The organism is Paenibacillus solanacearum (assembly GCF_910593845.1).
Classification (GTDB): Bacteria; Bacillota; Bacilli; order Paenibacillales; family NBRC-103111; genus Paenibacillus_G; species Paenibacillus_G solanacearum.
Window position 1 is genome coordinate 63,629 of sequence record NZ_CAJVAS010000028.1, and the last position, 22,161, is coordinate 85,789.

17 protein-coding genes and 1 pseudogene are annotated in these 22,161 nt (G+C 46.5%); 3 read left to right on the forward strand and 15 right to left on the reverse strand.

The genetic code is table 11. From position 1 onward, the window contains the following. Nucleotides 1-51: 51 nt before the first annotated feature. The 9 genes and pseudogenes from KXG62_RS23585 to KXG62_RS23630 form a co-directional block, all read right to left on the reverse strand. Nucleotides 52-837, reverse strand: a pseudogene (locus KXG62_RS23585) (transposase); the annotation flags it as partial. Nucleotides 838-856: 19 nt separating this feature from the next. Continuing rightward, nucleotides 857-2,539 (reverse strand): ATP-binding protein, encoded by a 1,683-nt coding sequence (locus tag KXG62_RS23595; RefSeq protein WP_218094476.1) that lies wholly within the window; start codon nucleotides 2,537-2,539, stop codon nucleotides 857-859. An 11-nt stretch (nucleotides 2,540-2,550) separates the two neighbouring features. Beyond that, nucleotides 2,551-4,227, reverse strand: coding sequence for an ATP-binding protein (locus KXG62_RS23600; RefSeq protein ID WP_218094477.1), 1,677 nt, complete (start codon nucleotides 4,225-4,227; stop codon nucleotides 2,551-2,553). A gap of 11 nt (nucleotides 4,228-4,238) precedes the next feature. Further along, nucleotides 4,239-5,432: a hypothetical protein gene (locus tag KXG62_RS23605; RefSeq protein WP_218094478.1), complete on the reverse strand. Its 1,194-nt coding sequence runs from the start codon at nucleotides 5,430-5,432 to the stop codon at nucleotides 4,239-4,241. A 235-nt stretch (nucleotides 5,433-5,667) separates the two neighbouring features. Further along, a complete protein-coding gene (locus tag KXG62_RS23610) occupies nucleotides 5,668-7,584 on the reverse strand; it encodes a radical SAM protein (RefSeq protein ID WP_218094479.1) in 1,917 nt (638 codons plus the stop codon). Beyond that, entirely contained in the window at nucleotides 7,581-8,903 is a 1,323-nt protein-coding gene (locus KXG62_RS23615) for a radical SAM protein (protein ID WP_218094480.1), read from the reverse strand. Before KXG62_RS23615 ends, KXG62_RS23610 begins: the two co-directional genes overlap by 4 nt. A 13-nt stretch (nucleotides 8,904-8,916) precedes the next feature. Next, the gene (locus KXG62_RS23620; protein WP_218094481.1) at nucleotides 8,917-10,908 is read right to left on the reverse strand and encodes an ATP-binding protein; all 1,992 of its coding nucleotides are present in this window, start codon (nucleotides 10,906-10,908) and stop codon (nucleotides 8,917-8,919) included. Between the two features lie 3 nt (nucleotides 10,909-10,911). Further along, nucleotides 10,912-11,856: a hypothetical protein gene (locus KXG62_RS23625; RefSeq protein WP_218094482.1), complete on the reverse strand. Its 945-nt coding sequence runs from the start codon at nucleotides 11,854-11,856 to the stop codon at nucleotides 10,912-10,914. Next, nucleotides 11,856-12,842, reverse strand: coding sequence for a DGQHR domain-containing protein (locus KXG62_RS23630; protein WP_218094483.1), 987 nt, complete (start codon nucleotides 12,840-12,842; stop codon nucleotides 11,856-11,858). The genes KXG62_RS23625 and KXG62_RS23630 overlap by 1 nt, the downstream gene beginning before the upstream one ends. 1,200 nt (nucleotides 12,843-14,042) lie before the next feature. On the opposite strand from KXG62_RS23630, the gene KXG62_RS23635 reads away from it, so the two are divergent. After that, the gene (locus KXG62_RS23635) at nucleotides 14,043-14,393 is read left to right on the forward strand and encodes a hypothetical protein (RefSeq protein ID WP_218094484.1); all 351 of its coding nucleotides are present in this window, start codon (nucleotides 14,043-14,045) and stop codon (nucleotides 14,391-14,393) included. Here the strand turns inward: KXG62_RS23635 and rlmD are convergent. The 4 genes from rlmD to KXG62_RS23655 all read right to left on the reverse strand — a co-directional run bounded on the left by rlmD (nucleotide 14,390) and on the right by KXG62_RS23655 (nucleotide 18,336). Continuing rightward, entirely contained in the window at nucleotides 14,390-15,958 is a 1,569-nt protein-coding gene (gene rlmD, locus KXG62_RS23640; RefSeq protein ID WP_218094485.1) for a 23S rRNA (uracil(1939)-C(5))-methyltransferase RlmD, read from the reverse strand. The genes KXG62_RS23635 and rlmD overlap by 4 nt on opposite strands. Further along, complete coding sequence (locus KXG62_RS23645) at nucleotides 15,939-16,937, reverse strand: diacylglycerol kinase (RefSeq protein WP_218094486.1); 999 nt, start codon at nucleotides 16,935-16,937, stop codon at nucleotides 15,939-15,941. The genes rlmD and KXG62_RS23645 overlap by 20 nt, the downstream gene beginning before the upstream one ends. A 124-nt stretch (nucleotides 16,938-17,061) precedes the next feature. Continuing rightward, nucleotides 17,062-17,862 carry a sirohydrochlorin chelatase gene (locus KXG62_RS23650; protein ID WP_218094487.1) on the reverse strand — a complete coding sequence of 267 codons (801 nt, stop codon included), beginning with the start codon at nucleotides 17,860-17,862 and terminating at the stop codon, nucleotides 17,062-17,064. A 183-nt stretch (nucleotides 17,863-18,045) separates the two neighbouring features. Continuing rightward, nucleotides 18,046-18,336 carry a YerC/YecD family TrpR-related protein gene (locus KXG62_RS23655; protein WP_010494821.1) on the reverse strand — a complete coding sequence of 97 codons (291 nt, stop codon included), beginning with the start codon at nucleotides 18,334-18,336 and terminating at the stop codon, nucleotides 18,046-18,048. Nucleotides 18,337-18,724: 388 nt separating this feature from the next. Between KXG62_RS23655 and KXG62_RS23660 the strand changes: the two genes are divergently transcribed. Then, complete coding sequence (locus tag KXG62_RS23660) at nucleotides 18,725-19,306, forward strand: hypothetical protein (RefSeq protein ID WP_246627609.1); 582 nt, start codon at nucleotides 18,725-18,727, stop codon at nucleotides 19,304-19,306. Between the two features lie 597 nt (nucleotides 19,307-19,903). Here KXG62_RS23660 and KXG62_RS23665 read toward each other — a convergent pair. After that, a complete protein-coding gene (locus tag KXG62_RS23665; protein ID WP_218094488.1) occupies nucleotides 19,904-20,644 on the reverse strand; it encodes a ThuA domain-containing protein in 741 nt (246 codons plus the stop codon). A 226-nt stretch (nucleotides 20,645-20,870) separates the two neighbouring features. Between KXG62_RS23665 and KXG62_RS23670 the strand changes: the two genes are divergently transcribed. Continuing rightward, the gene (locus KXG62_RS23670; protein ID WP_218094489.1) at nucleotides 20,871-21,833 is read left to right on the forward strand and encodes an AraC family transcriptional regulator; all 963 of its coding nucleotides are present in this window, start codon (nucleotides 20,871-20,873) and stop codon (nucleotides 21,831-21,833) included. 145 nt (nucleotides 21,834-21,978) lie between these two features. Here KXG62_RS23670 and KXG62_RS23675 read toward each other — a convergent pair. After that, the coding region (locus KXG62_RS23675) for a hypothetical protein (protein WP_218094490.1) at nucleotides 21,979-22,161 on the reverse strand (183 nt) is incomplete at its 5' end.

The window sequence follows — 22,161 nt, forward strand, 5'->3', positions numbered from 1 at the left end:
GAACTCATTATCTATAATACAAGGGTAAATTAGGGCTTGCTGAACGAAACATTACAGAGCAAAGCGTCTGTAGGCGGTACGGTTCAGCAACACATTGAGAATGAAGACGAAAAGAAGCCGCAAGCGGCGTTCCAAGTTCATCACGAGGAACTGCAGGGCGATGACGGCCCCACTCGTTTGCTCGAGCGCCCGGATTCGATTCAGTCCATATTTTCGTTTTCCTTCGCCAAACTTGCCCTCGATCGCATTGCGTTCGCCTGCATCCAGCTTGGCGATTCGTTTCATCTCTGCCGTGTCTGCTTGTTTTGAAGGTCGTTCGAGTGGAGGTCCGCTGAGCCGAATTCCACGCTCCTTGCAGTACGCGCGATTCTCACGGTTTCGGTAGATTTGATCGGCCATCACTTCCTTCGGGTACACACCGAACCGGGCTTTGTACTTCCCTACCGATTCGATCAAGGTGATGCCCTCGTTGAAGTTGTCCCATTGCCGGCGCTCTAGGAAGGCGAATCCCTGTACCATGCTGACGGACACTTTCGCTCCGAATTCGACTTTCGCTTTTGCTTTCCCGCGAACGATCGGCCGAATATGCGGTTGATGAATGCTGACGATGCGATCCTCCACATGATGGACTAGTTTCACATACATCAATTGCTGTTGGCGATACAACTCTTGAATGACAAGCAACTGCTTGTATTGCCGTCTGCTGATCCTCGTGAGCGGTGTGATCGCCGCCAGTTCTTCAATGATGCGAAGGTCTCGCTTGATGAAGGCGAGTTGCTTGCCGATTCCCCGGCGCAGCGCCCGATAGCCGATTCGGCGCTGCTTAGCGAGAACCAGAGCAAAATTTTCCGTCGGCTCACTTGAGTTCTTCCTTAATTTTATTAATAAGATTTTCCGAAGTCTTCTTGTCGGCTGATTTCTGAATAATGACAAATATCTTTTCAAGCGTTTCTGATAGAAGTTTGCGTTCACTTCTGCTGGCTTTCGGAAACATTGTGTCGACCAGAAACTTTCTCTTAGATTTGTTTGTTAACGGTTCGCTTTCCGCGCTAGAACGATCCTCACTTCCTTTTGAAGGTTCGACGGAAGACTTGTCAGTCTTTTTGCAAATATCAATTGATCCTATTTCTTTGGCTCGTCGTTCTATAATCTGTGGCGTCAATATAGAACTTTTACTACTTCTATTACTCTTTTTCTCAAGATACTTCATTGCTTTTTCCGCTTCTTGTTCTTTTACTTTAAGTTCAAGCTCTTCGCGTTCGCGCTCCTCCGTGGTCAGAAATCTTCCTTGTGCTTCTTTCATTTCGAATTCGGAGACCTTTTCATGATAAGAATTTATTTTTTTAATGCTGCTGTTTATATCCGAACCTTCGTGATAGATATAATATAACGTATCATTAAAATACTCTTTGAGCCTGCGTTCAAAATCAATCCGAGCGGGATTTTCGTTAAAATAAGCACGTTGGGAGTTTGGAATTAGCTCTCGAGACACAGCAAAGATTTCACCAATGAAATAATTGTAGCCGCGCTTACTCGCTTCACGAGTAAATAAATCTCTCAACGTATCATCTTCGCCAATTTGAATGTTTTCTTTACGCAATCGTAGCCCGCGGCTTATTTCTTCCTCTTTAATAGCAGCTTTAAAAGTTGTCTTACCAAACCACATCCAGCCAATAAGGGAGTCATCATCGGCAAGAAAATCATAGAATTCCACACCAAAAACATCATCCGATCCATTTCCAGTCTTTAGATGCGTTTTGTACTTTTTAAAAATCTGAGCGCCATTAATCTTGATGTTATACTCGTCAATTCGAACATTTAGTTTGCTCGCATGATTATAAATATCTGAGCGATAAATGAAATTTGCGTCGTAAGGAACAGGCGCAACGAAGGAAAGATAATTCGTCAACTGTTTAAGATTATCGTCATCGTTGCCGCCAAATAACTCTTCATTTTCGTCGTTTATATCAATCAGTTCAACTCTAAAAAAATGTTCCGGATCTTTTTTATTAGCAGAGCGCGTGCTGAACTCGATCATTGCGTTGAGAACATCGATGGCTGAATGTTTTTGCACCTTTGTATTGGCTTCATTTATCATTTTGCGCATTTTAAGTGCATCGCAAGACATGATGGAGATGATATCTTCTCCAGCCCATCGCGAAGTGAACACAAGACGCTTGCAGTAAGCCAAGCCACAAAGCCTTCCGATACCTCGAAACCCTTTATCTTCCCCCATCACTTTGTCAGAATCAGCAATACTGCCGAGTGTTCTTTGGAAGTCCTCAGCTTTTATTCCCGTAGCATTATCTTCAATCACTATGCACCGCTCTTCGGGTTTTAGCCAAATATTAACAACCCCTTCACCTAAATCGGGAAATCTACTGTGGGGATTACGAGGCTGTAAAATACCGAGTTTTTCTGCTTTGTCAATTTGGTCGCAAGCATTTTGAATGTACTCACGATAGATAACCTTAGAATCCTGGTACATCCCTGTGGTTAAATTCTCAATAATGTTTGCGCCGAAAGCGTAGTCTGCCATAGTTCGTACTCCTACTTGAATTGTTTGTATATCGGTTTCGGAAATTTGATTTTCAACAGTGAGCGGAACACAGGATTTTGAATCAAGTATTCGCCCTGTGACAATCTTGTCAGCATATTTCGATACGTATCGGGAAGACTTTTGTAATCTCCTGTAGAAGTTTCAATCGAGTTTGTTCTTCCATATGCGTGAGTTGCACAGTTTCCCGTCACACGCTTATGAATTGCCGACCTAAACTGCTCAGCACCAAACAAAACAACACCCAGAGAACGTCCACGCTCTGTTACATCCAAAATCTGTCGGAGAATGGGTGAGCTTTTCGGAACATCACTTGAAGCATATTTATTAAGCTCGTCAATGAAGATAACGATGCGAGAAGGCGGGGATATTCCGCTTTCATTATCATACTCACCCAACTTCAGGTTATAGATGGTCTTTACAGCATCGCCGAAAACAAATGCTTGCTTATCTTCGGGAAGTTTAGCGATATCAATGACATGAACTTCATTTTTCTTAATATGCTTTAATTCATCGGCGAGACGACATTCACTCTGCTCTGAAATAACCCTGTTAGCAAACATATCGTCATTCTTAATAGCTTTATTAACGATGCGTTTGAATTTTCGCCAGCTTAATACAGAAATTTCACCTTTTGAACCACTTGAGCCCTTTTGCGAATTATCACTAACGGTGTCTAAAAATTCGCCCCAAGTTCTAAGACGTCCGAAATCAGCATCTCGCTCGTCAATAATTTTGCTAACTATTGCCTCCATTGTTTGGTTGGGGTCTTCCACGTTGGCAAACATCATCTCAATGCTTTCTTTGTCATCATCATATACATATTTGAATTTCTTCAACTTCCCACTTCCAATGTAACTGGCAACATCGTCACTTGACAAATAGGTGCTTTGCTTTGCTGATTTACTGTCAAAGTAGGGAATATAGTATTTTGCTTGTTTGAATGGTTTTTGTGATAATCCGAGCGTTCTATACTCTTCAGCAGTCTCATCGTCCAGGTCTTCATTTTGGCGGTCGATTGCCATTAAATCTCGACCTTTAACATTAAACAGTACAAACGCGACACTATCATCTTCATCTGACTTAGTGGCGTATGTGTCTTGGATTGATTTCATAAGAAACATGGCATAAGAGGTTTTTGCAGCCAGACCCGAGATGCCTGAAATATTGAGGTGTGCCCCCTCTGAGCCCAGTAAGAATTTTGCATTTAGTTTTACAGGCAGAGTAACTTCGTCCGCAGTTCCTTCATACATCTTCAAAGAACCACACACAAGCGGGTTTTCGATATTATCTAAGCCGAGCGCAAAAGTAATCTCCTCTGGACTTGCAAAATACACCTTTGAGTTATTGTGCACGGGGGTATAGTCGCCTTTGGTGTTATAAGACACTTTTGCAAGAGCATAGTTCATCCCAACACGAAAAGTTGGTTCGGTGATATTAACATCACCAAAATCGCTCGATATGAAGTTTGTTAGAAAGCTTGTCGCATCAGTTATATGCGAGATACTTTCAATAACCCCAAAAGTGTCCGTACCATCCTCACGCTCTACCTTAACGATGTCAAAAGCGTTGAGTTTCGTGTCTGAGTTTGTCCAGAAATAAAACTCGTCGATGGTTGTCGGACTTTTTTCAGTGGCAAGAACTCTTCCGATGAGTTTATTTTTAGTCATAATGACCCTCCTTAAAATAGATGCAGGAAACTCTCGGTGCTTAGGTACTGCGATTTAACAAATCGTTCTGTTAAGTATATGGGATAGATATGATTTGCCCAGCGAATATCCGTTCCATAGCATGTAGGATTTCGTTCATTTATTATCAGTGCGCTAAGTCTGTCAACAGTTTCTGTTTCCATCCCATTTTTAAGTTCATCCTCACGCACAAGAATCTTTTCAACCTTAAGAATTCCGTCAAATGGTGTTCTTGTTTTACTTGGGTGTCGGAGCCTCACATACCATACAGCGAAAGCAAGCGGCTCTTTATCACTTCCAAAATAAGCAACCGGCGTACGATGATATAGCGGCAATTCTGCGATAAAGCCCGGGTTAGCTTTCCCCTTATCGAAACACGCTTCTGGATTAAAAGACTTAGATAAACCAATAACCCAGTTATAATTTTGTTTGAAAGTCTGAAAGCTTTTATCGTCATCTTTGTCGGTTTGGGTCAACCGATATTCCAAAGAGCCATCTTTTACAAGGTAGTTATCCTGATTCAGCTTTCCTTCCCGAACAAGTTTCTTTACCATTTCCTTCTCTCGTTCAATCATCGCTTCTTGAATGCGAGCTGTTCCTCTGTCTTCAAACTTACGCTCATCATGCTTGATGTCATATGGAATCGGGGTAACAAACTTCCATCCACATTGCTGTATTCGTGCCAATTCATTGCTTCCATTTAGTTTGACAGACAACGACTCAAAAAAGTCTCTCTTCCCACTCGGGTCAGCAATGCTAGGGATAGAGAGAATAATTTCCCGCTCCAGTGCCTCAGGCACCATTTTTTTGTTCTCACGTCTGCAAATACCCACTCCAACTTGTCCTGCTATCGTTGGGTATATTACACTTCTATGACCAGACTGAGCATACGCCATGTCATCTACTTTATAAACATGTCGTGAGCCATCAAGAAAGTACGTCAAGACTTGTTCATCTCGCTCTGCCAAAAGCCGCGCTAAGGACTCAAGGGGCTTATAGTCAGTAGGAGGTTCGGTCTCTCCACTCTTCTTCCACACGAAAGTGCGGTCTTCCGTCTCGTTATACTCTAGAGAGGAACGCTCTGAATCCAGACTGTATTTATGTGCTTTGTAACTCTTACCGCCAGTCTCTTCAGCAAGAATATGAGTTATCTTCTTCCTTTTATTAACACTATCTACAGCCGTCATAAGAACGCCTCCTTTCAATCTATACGATAATTCCGATATGCATTAACGTATCTGTCCTATCTTTTGAGATGCCTTTTGGCGCATTTTGACTAAGCGACTCGGCATAATATAGTTATTTTCCCAGCAGTACCATGTCGTATAGCCTACATACTTCACTTCGACAACAAAATGCAAAATCCTCCATTTTAAAGATTAAAAGCTCATCGCCAACTGTAATAACAGTGGCGATGAGCCTTTAAATCCATTCCTTAATAAACGATTCGTATTTACTATATGTTTGTCTGAAAGTTGACGCGACTTTAGTATCAGCATAAATATTAACCGATTGTCCATTAATTTTTGAATTGACCCGTTGCATAAAACTTTCTACTCGGACATAATCCGCAATCTCTATCTCGTATTCTGGATGCTTCATTTTCATTTGCTCCCGCAGCATTGGAAAGAACGGAAACAGTTTTCCATTCAAATGGTGTAAATCGAAATGGTGTTCCTCTATATACAGCCTGTACTGTTCATAAACATCTGTAGAAGGCACGGGTGTAAACAACATAGGTATAACAGAGCCTACACGTTCAGATGCATAAAGGGTTGTATCATATATTTCTTCGAGATCTTCACCAGGCAATCCGAACATAACGAAAGCATTGATATTTTGCTTACGAGTATCGAATCCAACTTCCTCAAGAGCAACCAGCAAGGATTCAAAACGAGACAAGTTACTATTCCAAGAGCGATTCCATCTAGCGTTCGTTTCCTTTTTGATAGTCTCAAGCGGTAAATAAATTTTTTCAAAGCCAGCTAACCGCATTAAATAAACGATTTCCGGTACTCCCACTAAATACAACCCTAATGAGCTTTGTTTTTCGTTTTCATAAATAAGATCGGCTCGTCCATTTTCTTTCATTACTTTTCTTAAGACAACCTCATCGTCGTCCCCTACAACTAATACAATGTGATCATCTGTCTGCTCTTTAACTACCACAGCACCGTGCGTTAAGTCTTCCTCAAACTTGATAAACATTCTCTTGGTTCGTCCTTTACTCTCCTTAAAAGCTTCATAAATATCACTGGCTCTTGATGTATCTTGTTCTTCTAAATCCGTTTCAACCGATAATGTAGCTAAAATACTTTTATCAGATCGCATTTTTAAGAGATATCTTTTCCGATCACTTAGTGCAACACCAATTTCAATACCTTCCGGGGCGTAAATCTTAATGCCTTGTAAAGATTTATCTGCTAATACTGCCTTTAAAATCCGCTTAAACTCTTGCATCTTCATTAAAAGATTATCTTCATAAAAACAAAATACTCGTGTGTTTTTTCTGAATTTATCTTTTATCTCCGCGATCACATCTTCAAATGTACGTGTCCGGACTTTTGTTCCATCATTTAATATGTTGGAAGCACAATACGAGCAAATATGAGGACAACCCCTAGAAGTCGTTAGAATAGTATATGGTGGCCTCTCTTTATCATCATACAGGTCTGTAGCAAGATCTAAATTCGACGCGGCCGGTACTTCATTAAAGATTACAAGATGGCGATCCATTTGAGCATCATTGTTTAAATCAAGCTTAACTCCCTTCATCAGAAGAGGATCAATTCCCAGTTTTTTTTCCGCATGCCAAGGTGCCAGGGTGGGATATATCCCTCCCAATCGTATTTTTGCCTCTGGAAAAACTCTTAGAGCCAGCTCAATTACATCTCGTGTGCTTTCCCACCAATATGTCATGATGGAAGTAATCCAAAACTCTACGCTTTTGTATTTCTTTCTTGCGATGCTGTTCTTGTAATTCAATAACTGATCCTCCAGCTCATGTGGAGGCAAACCAAATATATATTTCCACTTCTCATTAGGCTTCAACTTATATGACAACTGTTCTTCTCGTTCCTCAGTTGAAGCCAGGACAACCACACTTTTTTTCTGCTTGCGAACTGCATCATAACTTTCGAAATCTGCCACACGTTCTGGAATCCCGCTTCCCTCACCATATGGGTTCAAACAGTCATATAGTTTTAAGTCATATCCTTCGTCTCGTAACCATGTGGCGATTTTTAGCAACCCGTGAGGCATACTCCATCTAGCCCAATATTGTGTGTCATAAATTGGCGGGTTGATGAGAATAGCCAATTTGTTTCGACTGATGGTCATACCATCATCCCCTTTTTTCCCAAACTTCTTTTTAAAGCAACTGAGCAGTAGTGATTATCAAAAAAATCAAATGACTGTCCTAATCGTTTTTCGTTCAAAAAGCTGGTATGCTGATAAAACTCCATATACTCCTCACGTGTGATTCCATTATCTACCGCGAGAGGGAAAACATGAGGAGTCAATTTGTCCAGGCCTTGCTTTTGTTTTACTTCTACATACTTCTCACTGTTTATCATAGGAGTAAAGGGCTTGGGGATTATCGACCCACACATCTCAAGCAAGTTCAAGGTGTGCCTGAACAGCCTTTCTAGTTCATCATCAGCAGTGCCAATCATAATAAAGCCCGCTAAATTCCCTGAGGATATTCGTCCAGTGTTATGTTTAACTAGTTCCAGATAGGCTTTTCGATAGCTATCTATGTTAAGCTCATTATTATCTAAATCATATTCTAGAAAAAATGAACGGTAGCCTACTTGCAGCATCTTAGTATAAATCCCCTCTGTGGCATTCCTAATTTCCAGACCACAAAGGCCGTGCAAATTAATGGACAGCTTTTCTTTCTCAAGCGCATTCAGCATTTCAAGCAGCGGCTTACAATCTTCTCTGAAAATGTTGCTTTCAAAAAAAACGAAATCTCTTATATTTTGTCTTCTTAACGATTTGATTTGTTCAATGGTATTTGCTGAATTGTCGCTCAATCTCAATCCGCCAAATAGCAGTGTTCGCCCATTGTGTAAGAACTTTGTAATTTCGCCAGAGTACACTTCAAAATCAGGACAGTACTCTGCTGTGTCAAAGTAATCGGTAATTAAATAATCCGCATTCATTCGCATCGCGTGATCAGTTTCATGTACAGGGTAAGCTCCCATAATACTCACTTGCGCTGAAGGGCAGATCGTTTTCATATATGATATAACCGGGCGAAGCGTTTCAAACCAATAAGTTGTCATGGTCGTAATAACAATATGTGTTGGTGACCAATTAGGAATGATGGACGTCAATTGTTGCGTTGCTTCCTCTAATGGCATACCATAAGTTCGTGCTTTATATGTTGTTTTAATATTTTTAGTACGAACTTCTTTTGCTTTTGCCAAGTCACGCATAGGAACTCTGCCCGACTCCGTAGGCAACATAAAGTCGAGCAGTTCTACCTTACACCCTGCCTCGTTCTTGAGCTTGGAACATAATAATAGCAAGTCAGTTGGCTGATTCCAGCGAATCCAAGCATACCGAACCTCTTGAATTGGCGGGTTGATGAGTAATACCTTATCCTTGCTTGTAATTTTTTGTAACCATGGTTGGGATGAGATACATTCCATTTAGGACACACCTTTATACTTTGCTCGTCATTAAGCTGACGTAAGTATCTAATTGATCTTGTGGTAAATTAGAAGCAATAGTGGCCAAGCAATGTTTAATAAATTGAGTGTCCCCCATTGAAGATCGAATAGGATGATCCCAATTGATATAAATCTTTCGAGTAGAGGGATTTACTTGACAAAACATCTTAACATTTTTTTTATTCCCTTGTTTTAATTCGATATTAAAATTTTGTCGGCCGATATTGATGTTTCGTTTCCATATATCGGCGTTCCTATCAAGAAACAACTCTTTGGTTTCGTAATTGACTTTATAACCGTTTTCTCCATCTTCTAGGGCTTCTACTTCATAAACAGAGAATGAAGACAATTTCCCCTCTGCTTTCGGGAGTACAGAAGGACAGAGTTTTAAGTCGCTCATATCAGTTGACTCATAAAAGGCATCTTCCACTTCTGAATTTTCAATTGCAAGATTGGCAATTACTTGACTCGCTTCTAGTATCGTATCTCGGTAAGACTGATACTTCTTCTGAAAATTTACTAAGCTCGCATTGATATCGCTTCGAGCTATAATAGCGTCTACTAGCTCCTTCATAACTCCTGTTAGTCGGTCCGGGTACTCACCGACTACTTGCTTTTTCACCAAGTTATACACTTTACTTTCTTTATAAAAACCATCTCTGCCAGGATTGATATCCTCAACTGCATCTATCCCACTAAAAATATTAATCTCACCCGAAATCTGTGTAAGTGCAACTTTCGAAGACCCAGATAATATTTGATCAAAACCAAAAAAAGTAGGTTCTCCAACGGCCACTCCCTTAACCCGGATTAATATTCCTCTTAATTCCGCTGGCAAAATAAGAGAAGATTGCCCCACTAAAAATCCTTTGGCAAACATTTTATTATTTTCATCAAAAAGCTCAATTTTTTTTACAATATCTTTATCATGTTGAAAATCGAGCTTTGTAGCAGGTTTTATGATACGTCGCTCAAGTGCTTCTTTACTTTTATCATTTTTGATAAAGATATTGATTGGAATTGACTCCTTAGCTCTATCTATTTCATCTTGAATATACTCTCCTAACTCGGAGGGTATGTTCTCATGAATCTTTGCATTAACTGGTATAATCCTGCTAAGATGCCACTCAAACTGATCAAATCCACTAAAACTCGCTACATTCCGAGCACCCTTTTTTCCATCGTCCTTAAGATCATTTCGCACAAAATCCTTTATGTTATAGAGTTTAATTTGTGTGTAAGATTGATGCTTCTTCTGACCGGTTACAGTTTCTATCGCTATTTCGCAAAAGTTATCTATTTGCTCCAGGCTCTTACTAGGTTCTAAAGAGAAAAGCTTATTGAAATTAATTTTTGCAGTAAGTTCAAAATCTGAAGCATCATAAGCATACCAAATATCACATTTACAATAAGTAACTTGTTCGAATTTAATTTTGAATCTATCAATTTGCGTTGAAAATTCGTTCCCATGCTCATCTGTTACTCTTCTTATTTTAATACAATTTAAAACAGCTTTATTCTCATGACCATTCAAAAATAGGTGCTCTACATCAATTTCTTTAGCTCCGCTCAGATCAAATTGAACTTTGTCTTCATATATTGCTTTCTTTTTTGTCTTCACTTCTATCATTTCACAGTAACGAGCAGGAGCGAGAAACCCGATCCCTTTTCCGCCAATTCTCGGTCTACCTTTTATAGCTGTAAGTTCACTTTTCCTATAGCTTTTTCCAATTCGAATATAATCTCGAATAAACTCGATTGGTCCCATACCATTACCATCATCTGTAATTGTTAAAGATTCAAAATCAGGCCCAAACTCAAGTTCGACTGCTTCTGCGTCCGCATCATATGAATTGGATATTATTTCTTTTACTGCTTTTACAAATGGTTGATACACGCCTGAAAGTTCTCGTAAAACATCCGGGCTTATTCCGCCAAATCTTAAAGCCTTAATATTATTTTGATCTATTACAACTTGCTCCATATATTATTCCTCCAATGTACCAATCACTAAACTTCCATAATCCTTGTTCTCTAACTCAAATATCAACAATTTTTCTTTGCTTATTTGTGATATATATGGAATAGATTCGCTAGGATACGAGATTGTTTTAACTGTTTTTGTGCCTCTATTTGTTATCTTGAACGCATTATTTTCATCAATCCACGCTACAATTGTTTCATTCAACACGCCATCTGCAATTGTAGTGTTCTCGAATGAGCGCGAATTGAACACTTCAAAATTACCGAATATACGTCGGGTTGTCAGCCGCGTTTGCTGTAAACAGATTTCTTCGATTTTTTCCCCAGTTATTTTGTTCAAATTAACCAGTTCATTCAGCGGTGTGAAGAAAATCAGTTGCTCTCCGAATGTCCCTTGAAAGTAGTTTCCGAAGTACCCTGGATGTTCCCACAATGTAATTCCGTTCGAATCCACACAAGCTAAGCCATCATTTTTTTGAACCAACGACAGATCCTCATCAACAGGCCAACGATAATGTGCCAATTGCCCTTGTATTGAAAGGCGACCATCATTCAAATCAATTTTCTTGTTCCCTATGGTACACCAGTTACCTGTAAACTCATTAATTATTGGCAGCCTGTATTTTTCAACTAAAACAGCCTCATCTATCTCCCAACGAAAACTCATATAACTAACGTCGAACGCCCCAATGCCGTCAATTTTCAAGTGAGATCGAGCGTCAGAAATACGCGCTAGAAATACAATATTATTTCTCGAACCAAGAATGCAGTTATATATGGTTTGAACAGTTTTTGTCTCACCATTATCAATTTCTATCTTCACGATTGTACGACGATTCGTATTTTCGTTTCGATGACAAAACACTACATGTTGCTGCAGCAAGATAGCCCATTTGGTTACATCCCAGTACTTTGGGAACATCCCTCTCCAAATTCGTTTAAACTTCATTAAGTGGCCTCAACTTTGGAGAATATGATTTCATCTAGTTTATTTTTGACTACGTCGGCACCTTTGCGCCCGGAGATCCCGTTAAACTCTCCATTACTCATCCAATTGATGTGGCTAGCGCGTGATAGCAAGTTTTTTAATTTAACTAGATCAAGTTCCTTAGTTTTACGGTTAAGACATTCTACAACTAAGAAGCCACCTAGTTTGCTTAGTGCAAGGGTACCCATCGTTTTTTTGATTAGCGAATTTTTAGTTACTTGCCAAGCATCTGGCCATACCTCAGATACAATTTTCCAATACCCTGTAGCAATCTCATACTTTTGGTTAAAACTCAGAGCTTTAATTTCACCTGATTGAAATAACTCAATTAAGGAACCCCTTAAGGAATCTAAACTTACTGCTCTTTTAGCCCCACGGACACCGTTAAGATTCACTTTCTGATACCACGGACTACCAATTTCCGATTCCAACTTAACAACTAGTTGTGAGAGTTCATCATTTTTACGATCATTAAACCAGACATGGCTCATATTGACTTTCTTTTGTTCTCTATTAATTGTGATGAACAATTCCTGTTCTGCATCTAGGTCGAGATTTTGGAATAGCATGAATGGAATAGGTAAGTTCGTATACTGGCTATCCATCAGACCAAGAACCCGGTGTTGTCCGTCTATAATGGAAAGGCACGACTTCACAGGCAACTGAAGCCTTCCATACCCAGAATCGTTATGTGGAATGAAAGAACAGTCATCTCGTGCATTCAATAAAATAGGTGTAACAAATCCTGTTGGCTTTTCACTAACATATTTTGCAAAGGCCCTCGCTCGTTTCATATCTGCGGGACGTTGGTACCCAATTCTACCTTCTTGTGGTGGGAAATGGTCAGAAAATGTGAGTTGTCGCGCCTGCTCTTTGCTTAAATAACCTATAAATATGGTTTGATTTTTTTGAACATTTTTAACGACTTCAATAAGAACCTCTTTCATCCGATTCTCTCACGTCTTTCACTGTTAAATAGTATTGTAACGAATAAAACCGTAACATATGTAACTGCGACATTAGTAACAGCAAAAAAATATCGTAACAATGTGTCGATCTTACCGTCTCATTCAAAGTCAAATTAAAACCTCGAAAGAAACTCCCCTCCGAGGTTCACCGATATTTTAAGGCAAGTTAATTTTACAATCTTGTCTACTCTTGTGCAAGCTATTTGTTGCTGCACGTCATAGTCGCTAGTATCCGTCTGTTTAGAGGTTTATCTGAAATTTCAATTTTTCAACTACGACAGCTTCGCTGCCCAGTTCACTCTCGGGCAAATACTGTTGAACCAAATTCAAACTGCTCCGGCGTTAAGCCGCCATTCGCTTATTTACCTAGTATTGCGAGCTCATCAGTAAACTCTGCGGACAGCATTTTTTCCACCAATCCATCCGCTCGTCTGTAGAATGGAATGGCTCTTCTTGTTGCTCCGCAGTTCTGCTTCAGTAATATGCAAAATGTGCTCATAGCTTGTCGTCGGCTCTTCGCTCGAGCTTCCGTCCTCATACTGAATCGTAATGGCTTCCGTATGTTCACTCGTTTCAACATGAGGTCCAACTGATTCATTTCCCAGAATACCCCATGAATGATACCGATTCTTGTAACGTCTAATGTAGCTACATCGACTCCGTCCTCTGTATCCATGATTGTCTTCACAGCAAAACGGCTATAATATCCTCCAAATTATCGATTCTCGCGTTGTCTCGATTATCAGTATAAGTGGATCCCCACCAGTCTACGTTTCCAGCAGACAGCTGCACTTCTTACAGCTCGCATCAAATTCATCGGCCATCTTCTGAACAATTCGAGAAAGCTGCTTAACATCAGCATCCGTATTTTCACCGGGTACGAAAATACTAAAATGGCAAGGAACTGACGACGGCTCTTAGAACCATTTTAATGATACGAAGGTTCAGTCTTGCGGCAGCTTGCGCTTTTGAAAAGTGCGGCGAGTTCACATTCCCATCCCACCTGTACTACTCCCCAAACCCGCTCCACCACTGGATCTCAGCCTTCTGTACCATTGTCCACTTCTAAATAAGTTTGCCACTCCCTCTCCTTCCCCATCGAACGCCGCAACCCCAATCCCCACAAGGCTTTCCAGCCTTTTCTCCTCTCATTACTCAATCCGTAGATGCAAAATAAGTTTGCCGCAGAAACCGGAGATCAACAGAGTAAAAGCCATTAAAATCATCAGAAACAGCCAAAAAAATGCAAAACAAGTCGGTTGGGAAATGCTTGAGAAAACATTTGGAGAGATAAAAAAAGGAAAAAGCTTAAGTGTAGCAAGGGTTTTGGATTGGGATAAGCTTGGACATGACCTTATCGGGACGAGACATATGAGGCTAAATCAAGGTTTATCTTTGCCGCGGCGAATGGTTTGGATTATCTGCCTGGGAGATCGCTTGAGAAAAGAGAAAAGCCGAGCCAAAAATCAGGGCAAATGCCTAATTCCGGTCGGCTCAGCGGTAAACTTATTTTGCTTAGTGGCAGACTAATTTTGTTTTCTACAACCATCCCACACTAACAAAGCCACCGCTTCTACATGAACCGTATGCGGAAACATATCCACCGGCTGCACCTCGACGGTGCGATACCCGCCGTCCTCGAGGACGCGCAGATCCCGCGCCAGTGTCGCCGGGTTGCACGACACGTACACCACACGATCCGGTCGCATCGCGAGGATCGTCTCGAGCAGCGCCGCGTCACAGCCCTTCCGCGGCGGGTCGACGACGATGACGTCAGGGGCGATGCCCTGACGCTTCCACGCGGGGATGACCTCCTCCGCCGCGCCGACCTCGAACTGAACGTTATGCATCCCGTTCAGCAGCGCATTGCGCCGAGCATCGTCTATCGCTTCGCGGACGATCTCGACGCCGTACACCTCGCGTGCGCGCTGCGCGAGGAACAAAGAGATCGTGCCGATGCCGCAGTAGGCATCGATCACGGTTTCTTCGCCGCGCAGCGAGGCGTAGTCAAGCGCTTTGCGGTACAGCACCTCGGTCTGTACCGGGTTCACTTGATAGAACGAGCGCGCCGAGATGGCGAAGCGGATGTCTCCGATCGTATCGTAGATCACGTCGCTGCCCCAGAGCACCCGCGTCTCGTCGCCGAAGATCACATTCGTCCGCTCGCGGTTGATGTTCTGGCAGATGCTGCGCACATCAGGGATCGCTTCCCGAATGAGCCCGACAAGCTCGTCCGCGCGGGAAATGTTCGTGCCGTTGGTCACAAGCACGACCATAATCTCGCCCGTGTTGAACCCGTAGCGCGCGATAACGTGGCGCAGCAGCCCTTTGCCGCTCGCTTCGTCGTACGGTCGGATGCCCAGCTCCCGGGCGATGCGCTTCACGGCAGCAACAACAGTGTCGTTGTGCTCGTGCTGGATGAGGCACGCCTCCATATCGATGATGCGGTGGCTGCCCTGCGCATAAAAGCCGCCGATCAGGCCGCCCTCTTCCGAGCCGAGGCCGATCGGCACCTGCGCCTTGTTGCGGTAACGCCACGGGTCGCTCATGCCGAGCGTCGGATGGACGACGATGCTCCCGTCAGACTCGTCGCCAACCACCGCTCCCGCTTCCGTCCGCGAAGCCAACGCAGCCGCCTTGCTTCCATGCTCCTCCGCCTGCCCGACCGCTCCCGCAACCCGCAGCTTCCCGATCCGCTCCAGGCTGTCCATGACCAGCTGCCGCTTCCAGCGCAGCTGCGCGTCGTAGCTCATGTGCTGCAGCTGGCAGCCGCCGCACTGCTTGTAGATCGGACACGGCGCGTTCACGCGGTCCGGGCTTGGCTCCACCACTTCGAGCAGCTTCGCGTAGCCGTACTGCTTCTTCAGCTTGAGCACCTTCGCCCGCACCCGCTCGCCCGGCAGGGCGCCCTGAATAAAAAGGGTAAAGCCGTTCACACGGCCTACCCCTTCTCCGTCATGTCCGATGCCGATGACATCGGCGATATATTCTTCGTTCTTCGCGACGGGCAGTCCGCTGAGATCGGCCGTTGCCGTACCCGCGGCGGCTTGTCCAGCCCGCCCGCCGAAGCCTCGCTTATTGCTCTTCCTGCTCATGTTCGTCCACTCCAGCTTTGTTTTTCCAAGGCAGCTTCATCAGATGCAAGTTCAGCGGCGGCGCCTTGTAGGTCGATTGCCCGGTCTCATCCACGAAAATATGCAGGTGCTGCGGCAAGTTCGTGAACACGCAGGGAAGCGTGCCGCCGAACTCACCGTCCAGGTTGATCTGCACGTAGTCCGGGGACGTCACCTGGATTTGCCGCGTCTGCAAATAGATGACGTTCGGGTCGGCCAAGTGCTCGCCGCGCAGCGCCAGCGTCACCACGCGGATAAATTCCGCGAGATTGCACTTGCGCAGAATGAGCACGTCGAACAGGCCGTCGCTGAGCGACGCGTCCGGGGCCAGCCGCTCGAAGCCGCCGACGGAGTTGCTGTTCGAGATGAGGAACAGCATCACTTCCTCATGCAGCTCGATTTCTGCCGTCTGAATGTACAGCTCGATCGGGCGCAGGCGGGGCAGCTTCTCGATCCCTTTCATATAATAAGCCAGTTGGCCGATCATCGTCTTGAGCTTGCTCGGCACCTCATACGTCAGCTCCGTCATTGAGCCGCCGCCAGCGATGTTGATGAAATACCGCTGGTTCACTTTTCCTAGATCGATCGCCCGCGTATGCTGCGCGAGAATGACGTCGACGGCGGCGTCCCAGCTGCGCGGAATACTCAGCGCCCGAGCGAAGTCGTTCGTCGTCCCGAGCGGCAAGATGCCGAGCTGCGGACGGTACTCCTTCTCCGCCATGCCGTTGATGACCTCGTACAGCGTGCCGTCGCCGCCGGCCGCGATAATGACGTCGAAGCCGCGCTCCACCGCGTCGGCCGCAGCCAGCGTGGCGTCGCCCTCGCCCGTCGTCGCGTGCGTGCTTGTCTCCAAACCGCCGCGCTCCAGCCGCTGCAATATTTCCGGCAGCCTTTTCTTCGCTTCTTCCCTCCCGGAGGAAGGATTATATATTAATCTGGCCCTTCTGGTCCTAGCCGTCATTCTTTCACTCACCCGTTCGCCTGTGTTTATTCCGTATGATCCTGTGCTTCAGCTCCGTGCAAGTCAATATGTCTGAAGCTTGCCTGCATGTAATTCTTGTATGGTAAAGGCTTCCCGCCGCAGCTCAGCCTCGCTCTGCGTCATATGCCGTATCCGCGCTTGCCGCGGGAAGATAAGGTCTGATTTGTTGTTCGATCCACCGGGAAATGTACGGATGGGGCAGCAGCGCTTCCCCGCCGTAGCGGTAAGCGAATCCGGTAAGTCGTGCCGGGATGACCTGCCTTGTAAAATAGCCTTCGCTCAAGAAGAGCGGTGCGACAATGACCGTGTGGTCCGGCTTGCGAACCTTCCAATATTTCATCTTGCGGGGCAGTTGATCCGGCAGCAGCATGGCCGAATCTGCCTCAGCGAAGCCGCCGAGCTCCCGCACTCGAGCCGCAAGGCGTTCCAGCCCTCGCCGCCAGAGCAGATGAAATCCCTTCTCGATGCTTCCATGGCCGACGAGCATTACGATTTCACGTGAAGGCTGCACCGACAAGCGGCGCAGCTTGCCGTACACGATCTCGGCAATCACCGGATCGTCGTCAATCGGCGAGGTCCAGTGGATGCGCGCACGCACCGCGAACGGCTCCATATCCGTCGGCAGCAGCGGCTGCCGCTTGACGCCGAACGCGTAGCTGATTTCATCGATATGCGTGCTCCCCGACGATACGAATAAGGGGACCACGATCAGATCCGTCACGCCGAGCGCTTCAAGCTGCGTAATGCCGTCCTGAATGAGACGCCCTTCCACAATTTCCAGATATGCCGAGCAGATCGGGACCGTTTCGGGCAGCCGGACGGCCGCTACCGCTTCGTCGACCAAGCGCACCCAGTCGGCGCTCCGCGATCCGTGGCTTATGACTAATATGCCGTATTTTACCACCGCCTATCCCTCCCGCCCCAAGCATCCAGTCCACAGTGGCGATGACAAAAAGACGCTGCGGCACTCCAACGAACATTGAAACCGTATACTCATCATAACATGAAAAATCCCGCTCAGCCAAAAAAAGCCAAGAAGGATTTTGATCGCATATTTTGCCCGTTCAGCGCCCGATCCAGCTTGCGGTTAGCGGCCGAGCCGCTCCAGCGTCATTTTATAACCGTCGTTGCCGTAGTTCAGGCAGCGCTTCACCCGCGAAATGGTTGCCGTGCTGGCGCCGGTCTCGGCTTCGATCTGGTTGTACGTGTTGCCCTTGCGCAGCATGCGAGCCACTTCGAGCCGCTGGGACAGCGACTGGATTTCGTTCACCGTGCACAAGTCGTCAAAAAACACGTAGCACTCCTCAATATCCTTGAGCGTCAAGATCGCCTCGAACAGCTGATCGATTGCTTTATCGTTAAGTTTCTTCAATTGCATAGGAATATTCAACCCCTTGATGGTCTACTAATCAAATACTCAACATGTATAGTTCGACGTCAGGGAGCGAAATCCTCCCTTTAGATTTGCAAAACGTTACTATTTTTATGCGGTAAAGAAGTAAAATGTCGGGCAAATCCGGCAAACCCGTGACAGGAGTCCAATCCGTACGCCTGCCTATGTCATACAGTATACTAGGTAAATGACTGTAGATGAAAGCCCGGAACGTGCACGGACGGCGACCATGCGGCAAAAGTAAAGCTTCCGGTGGAACGCTTTCGGAAATCATGCGTTTGCCTTGCAGTGACATTGTCCTGCCATGCATGCGGCGCTGACGACGGCATGTTCAAGGGATGGATGGGTAGAAATCTGAACAAAGGATCGTGAGATGATGAACCACAACAAGCAAGTGATCGGCAATCAGGGGACGGGAGCCAGACCGCGGCCGCATCAGGCCAGGACGCATGCTTACCCGCATTACCGCAGCTACGCAAGTCCCCCGTATGCGCAATCCAGCGCCCTCAACGGGTACCCCGGCCTTGGCGAAAGCCAGCTCCCTTCGCAGCTCGGGAGCCAACTGCCGGCAGCCTTGCCCACGCAGTCTTCCTTTGCGGCGCCGGCGAGCGGCGGCGGAGGAGGCGGCGCTTTAAGCGGACTCTCCTCCCTGTTCGGAGGAGGATCGGCAGCAGGTGGAGCCGCGGGAGGCGGCTTTAACCTCGGTCAGCTGAAAACGGTGGTCGACCGCCTTGGCGGCGTCGAAGGCATCGTCGAGACCTTCGGCAAAATGCAAAAAATGGTCGCAGGCGTGCAGCAGATGGCGCCGATGATCAAGCTGCTGCTCGGCTCCTTCGGCAAAGGGAAAAAAGCCCAGGAAACCGACGATGACGGCGACGGCCTCGCGCCGGTCGGCCGAAGAAGACGCAAACGCAAGCGCACGGCAGCCGCGCGCCGCAGGAAGCGGCGCCGTTAATCCCCGGCGGCCTCGCGCCGTTTGTGAAGCTGTGCTGCCGGACCGGTTCCCGCACAAGGCAATGCCTTGCGGTGACCGGTCTTTTTTTGCCACAGTGCCGGACAAGCCGCCATACTATGACGCGCACCCGCTAGCCATCCCGGATTCAAGCGACGCTCAGCGCTACATCCATTAGCGGCACTACCTGCGACATGCAGCCCTTTATCACCCGTTCCCAAGTGCTCCCCACGCCATCTGGCATAGACCAACCGCTCGATACAGGCATCTTGAGCCGCACAGCTTATCTCATTCTTTTTCCGTTCCTATAGGTATGACTGGCGGGCACCTCACCAAGCATTTACCACATAAAAAGTAAAGGACGCGAAGCATTCATGCCGTTAACCGCTTCTTTCATAAAAGATGCAGGGCAATTCCGCAACGTGCCCAACGCGCGCCCTCTCCCGCTCGATCCGTCTCCTCTGCAGTCCTCCGCGCAAATAAGCGCCCTACCCCACAGAACGTGGCGGTAAGGCGCTTGTTGTATGCACTATGCTTGCTCCACGGCTCTCATCCAATCGAGCCGAGGCTTATCCTTGATATGGCTGCGTTCGCGAGTCATTAAGCCTGAACGGCAGACCCTTTGATCGGCTCCAGCGGCTTATGGTTGCCGTATTTCGGGTAATCCCGGGTAGTTGGAGCAGCCCACTGCACACCGTTGCGGATAATGCGGCGTACATTTTCGTTGTAATACGTCGGGTACGTTTCGTGGCCAGGACGGAAGTAGAAGATTTTGCCGCTGCCGCGATAGAACGTGCAGCCGCTGCGGAACACTTCCCCGCCTTCGAACCAGCTGACCAGAACCAGCTCATCCGGCGCCGGAATATCGAAGTGCTCGCCGTACATTTCTTCCGCTTCCAGCTCGAAGTACTCGCCGATGCCTTCGACGATCGGATGTCCCGGCGATACGACCCACAGGCGCTCCTTCTCGTTCGCTTCGCGCCATTTGAGATCGCAGCTCGTGCCCATCAGCTTCTTGAACACTTTGGAGAAGTGGCCGGAGTGCAGCACGATCAGGCCCATGCCCTGCATCACGCGCTTGTGCACGCGTTCGACGATCTCGTCCTCCACCGCTTTGTGCGCCTTATGGCCCCACCAGATCAGGACGTCGGTGTTGTTCAGCTTCTCCTCGGTCAGCCCGTGCTCCGGCTCATCGAGCGTTGCGTAAGACACTTCGAAGTCGGTCCCGAGACCTTCGCCAATGACCGTATGAATGCCGTTCGGATAGACGGAGCGGACTTTTTCGTTTTCCTTTTCATGACGGAACTCATTCCATACCGTTACTCGCAGCTTCTGGCTCATATTTATTCCTCCATCATCGGTAAGTGTTTGTCATTCTCGTTACTCAAGAGTATAGTGGTTCCGCAGTCGAAAAGATATTCTCAATCCTGTTTCATCTTTATTCAATACTGTCATCGGAAATGTTTCATGATATACTGAATGGAAACAATGCCTTGTTTTTTGCAGTGCAACGCTCCTCAAAAATGGTATATCCAATGATTCACAATCGATCGAGGTGTAATAAGCCATGACTGCTGCAGCCGGCGCCGAAGCGCCGCTTCTCCCCCTGAAGGAACAGGAAACGGTAAGCGAGGAAAAGGTCACATACCCGCATCCTCTGCTTTTTCTGAAAATATGGGAAATCCGCTCCGCCCACGTGCCGAAGCCGCTCTGGCCCTCCAACTGGCATTACCATAAGGAGGTCGAGTTTCTGGCGATCGAAGAAGGCTGGCTCGGCGTGCAGACGAAGCATAATTATTATGCGCTGGGGCCGGGAGACGTGCTCGTGCTTGGCTCGTCCCAGCTGCACCGGACGCGCAAGCTGCAGGAAGGCGATCTTCGCTACGTCGTGTTTCAGGTTGACTTGCATAAGCATTTCGACGCCGGCACGATGCCGTACCTGCACTGCTTTTCCGAGCTGACGCAGCCGCTGGGCAATCTGAATTATATACTGCGCGACAACGAGCAGGCCCGCCGCGAAGCATGCTCCATTATTATGGACATCTTCGAAGAATCGAAATCGCGCGTCCGCGGCTACGAGCTGGCGATCAGCTCGTCGATCAAGCGGCTTCTGCTGCTGCTCATGCGCAACGATACCCAAGGCGTGCTCGGCGGACCGGGGTCGGAGGAATCCGACTTGCAGCGGCTTCGTCCCGTGTTCGATTACATCGAAGGGCATCTTGGCGAAAAAATTGCCGTCGAGGACGTCTGCGGCCTCATTAATTTGAGCTACCATTACTTCATTAAATTTTTCAAAAAGGCGATGGGGCTTTCCTTCGTCGACTACGTCAACTACCGCCGCATCAAAAAAGCGGAGCGCCTGCTGCTGACGCAGGATTTGAGCATTATGGAGGTCGGGTTCGAGGCCGGCATTCCGAATATGGCGCAGTTTTATAAGCTGTTCAAGCGCCATAACCACTGCTCGCCGAAGGAATTCAAGCAGCGCATGGGCAGCGAAGCCGGGATCGGCGGCAGCGGGATGGTCTTGTAAGGCCGGATCATACAGCTCTCAGATCGACCGTTCCATCGTCCGCTTTGCAGGCTAGATCGGGACGGCACGGCGGTTACGCCTAAAGAGAAATTAAAAACGGGCTTCCCAGGACGACGCCAATGCGATGATCCGCTAACGGGAGAGCCTAATCGAAAACGTCTCTCTCGGCACAGCTCGAGACAACATCAAAAAAACGGCTATCCTCCTGGCTCAATCTAAAAATCAGTGCTTGACAGTTAGCTGAATAATCGATGTCGGTTACATTCAATAAGAATGCCTGCGATGTAGCCATCGCGATTACGGGTGAAATAATGGCGGCGTTGAAAGG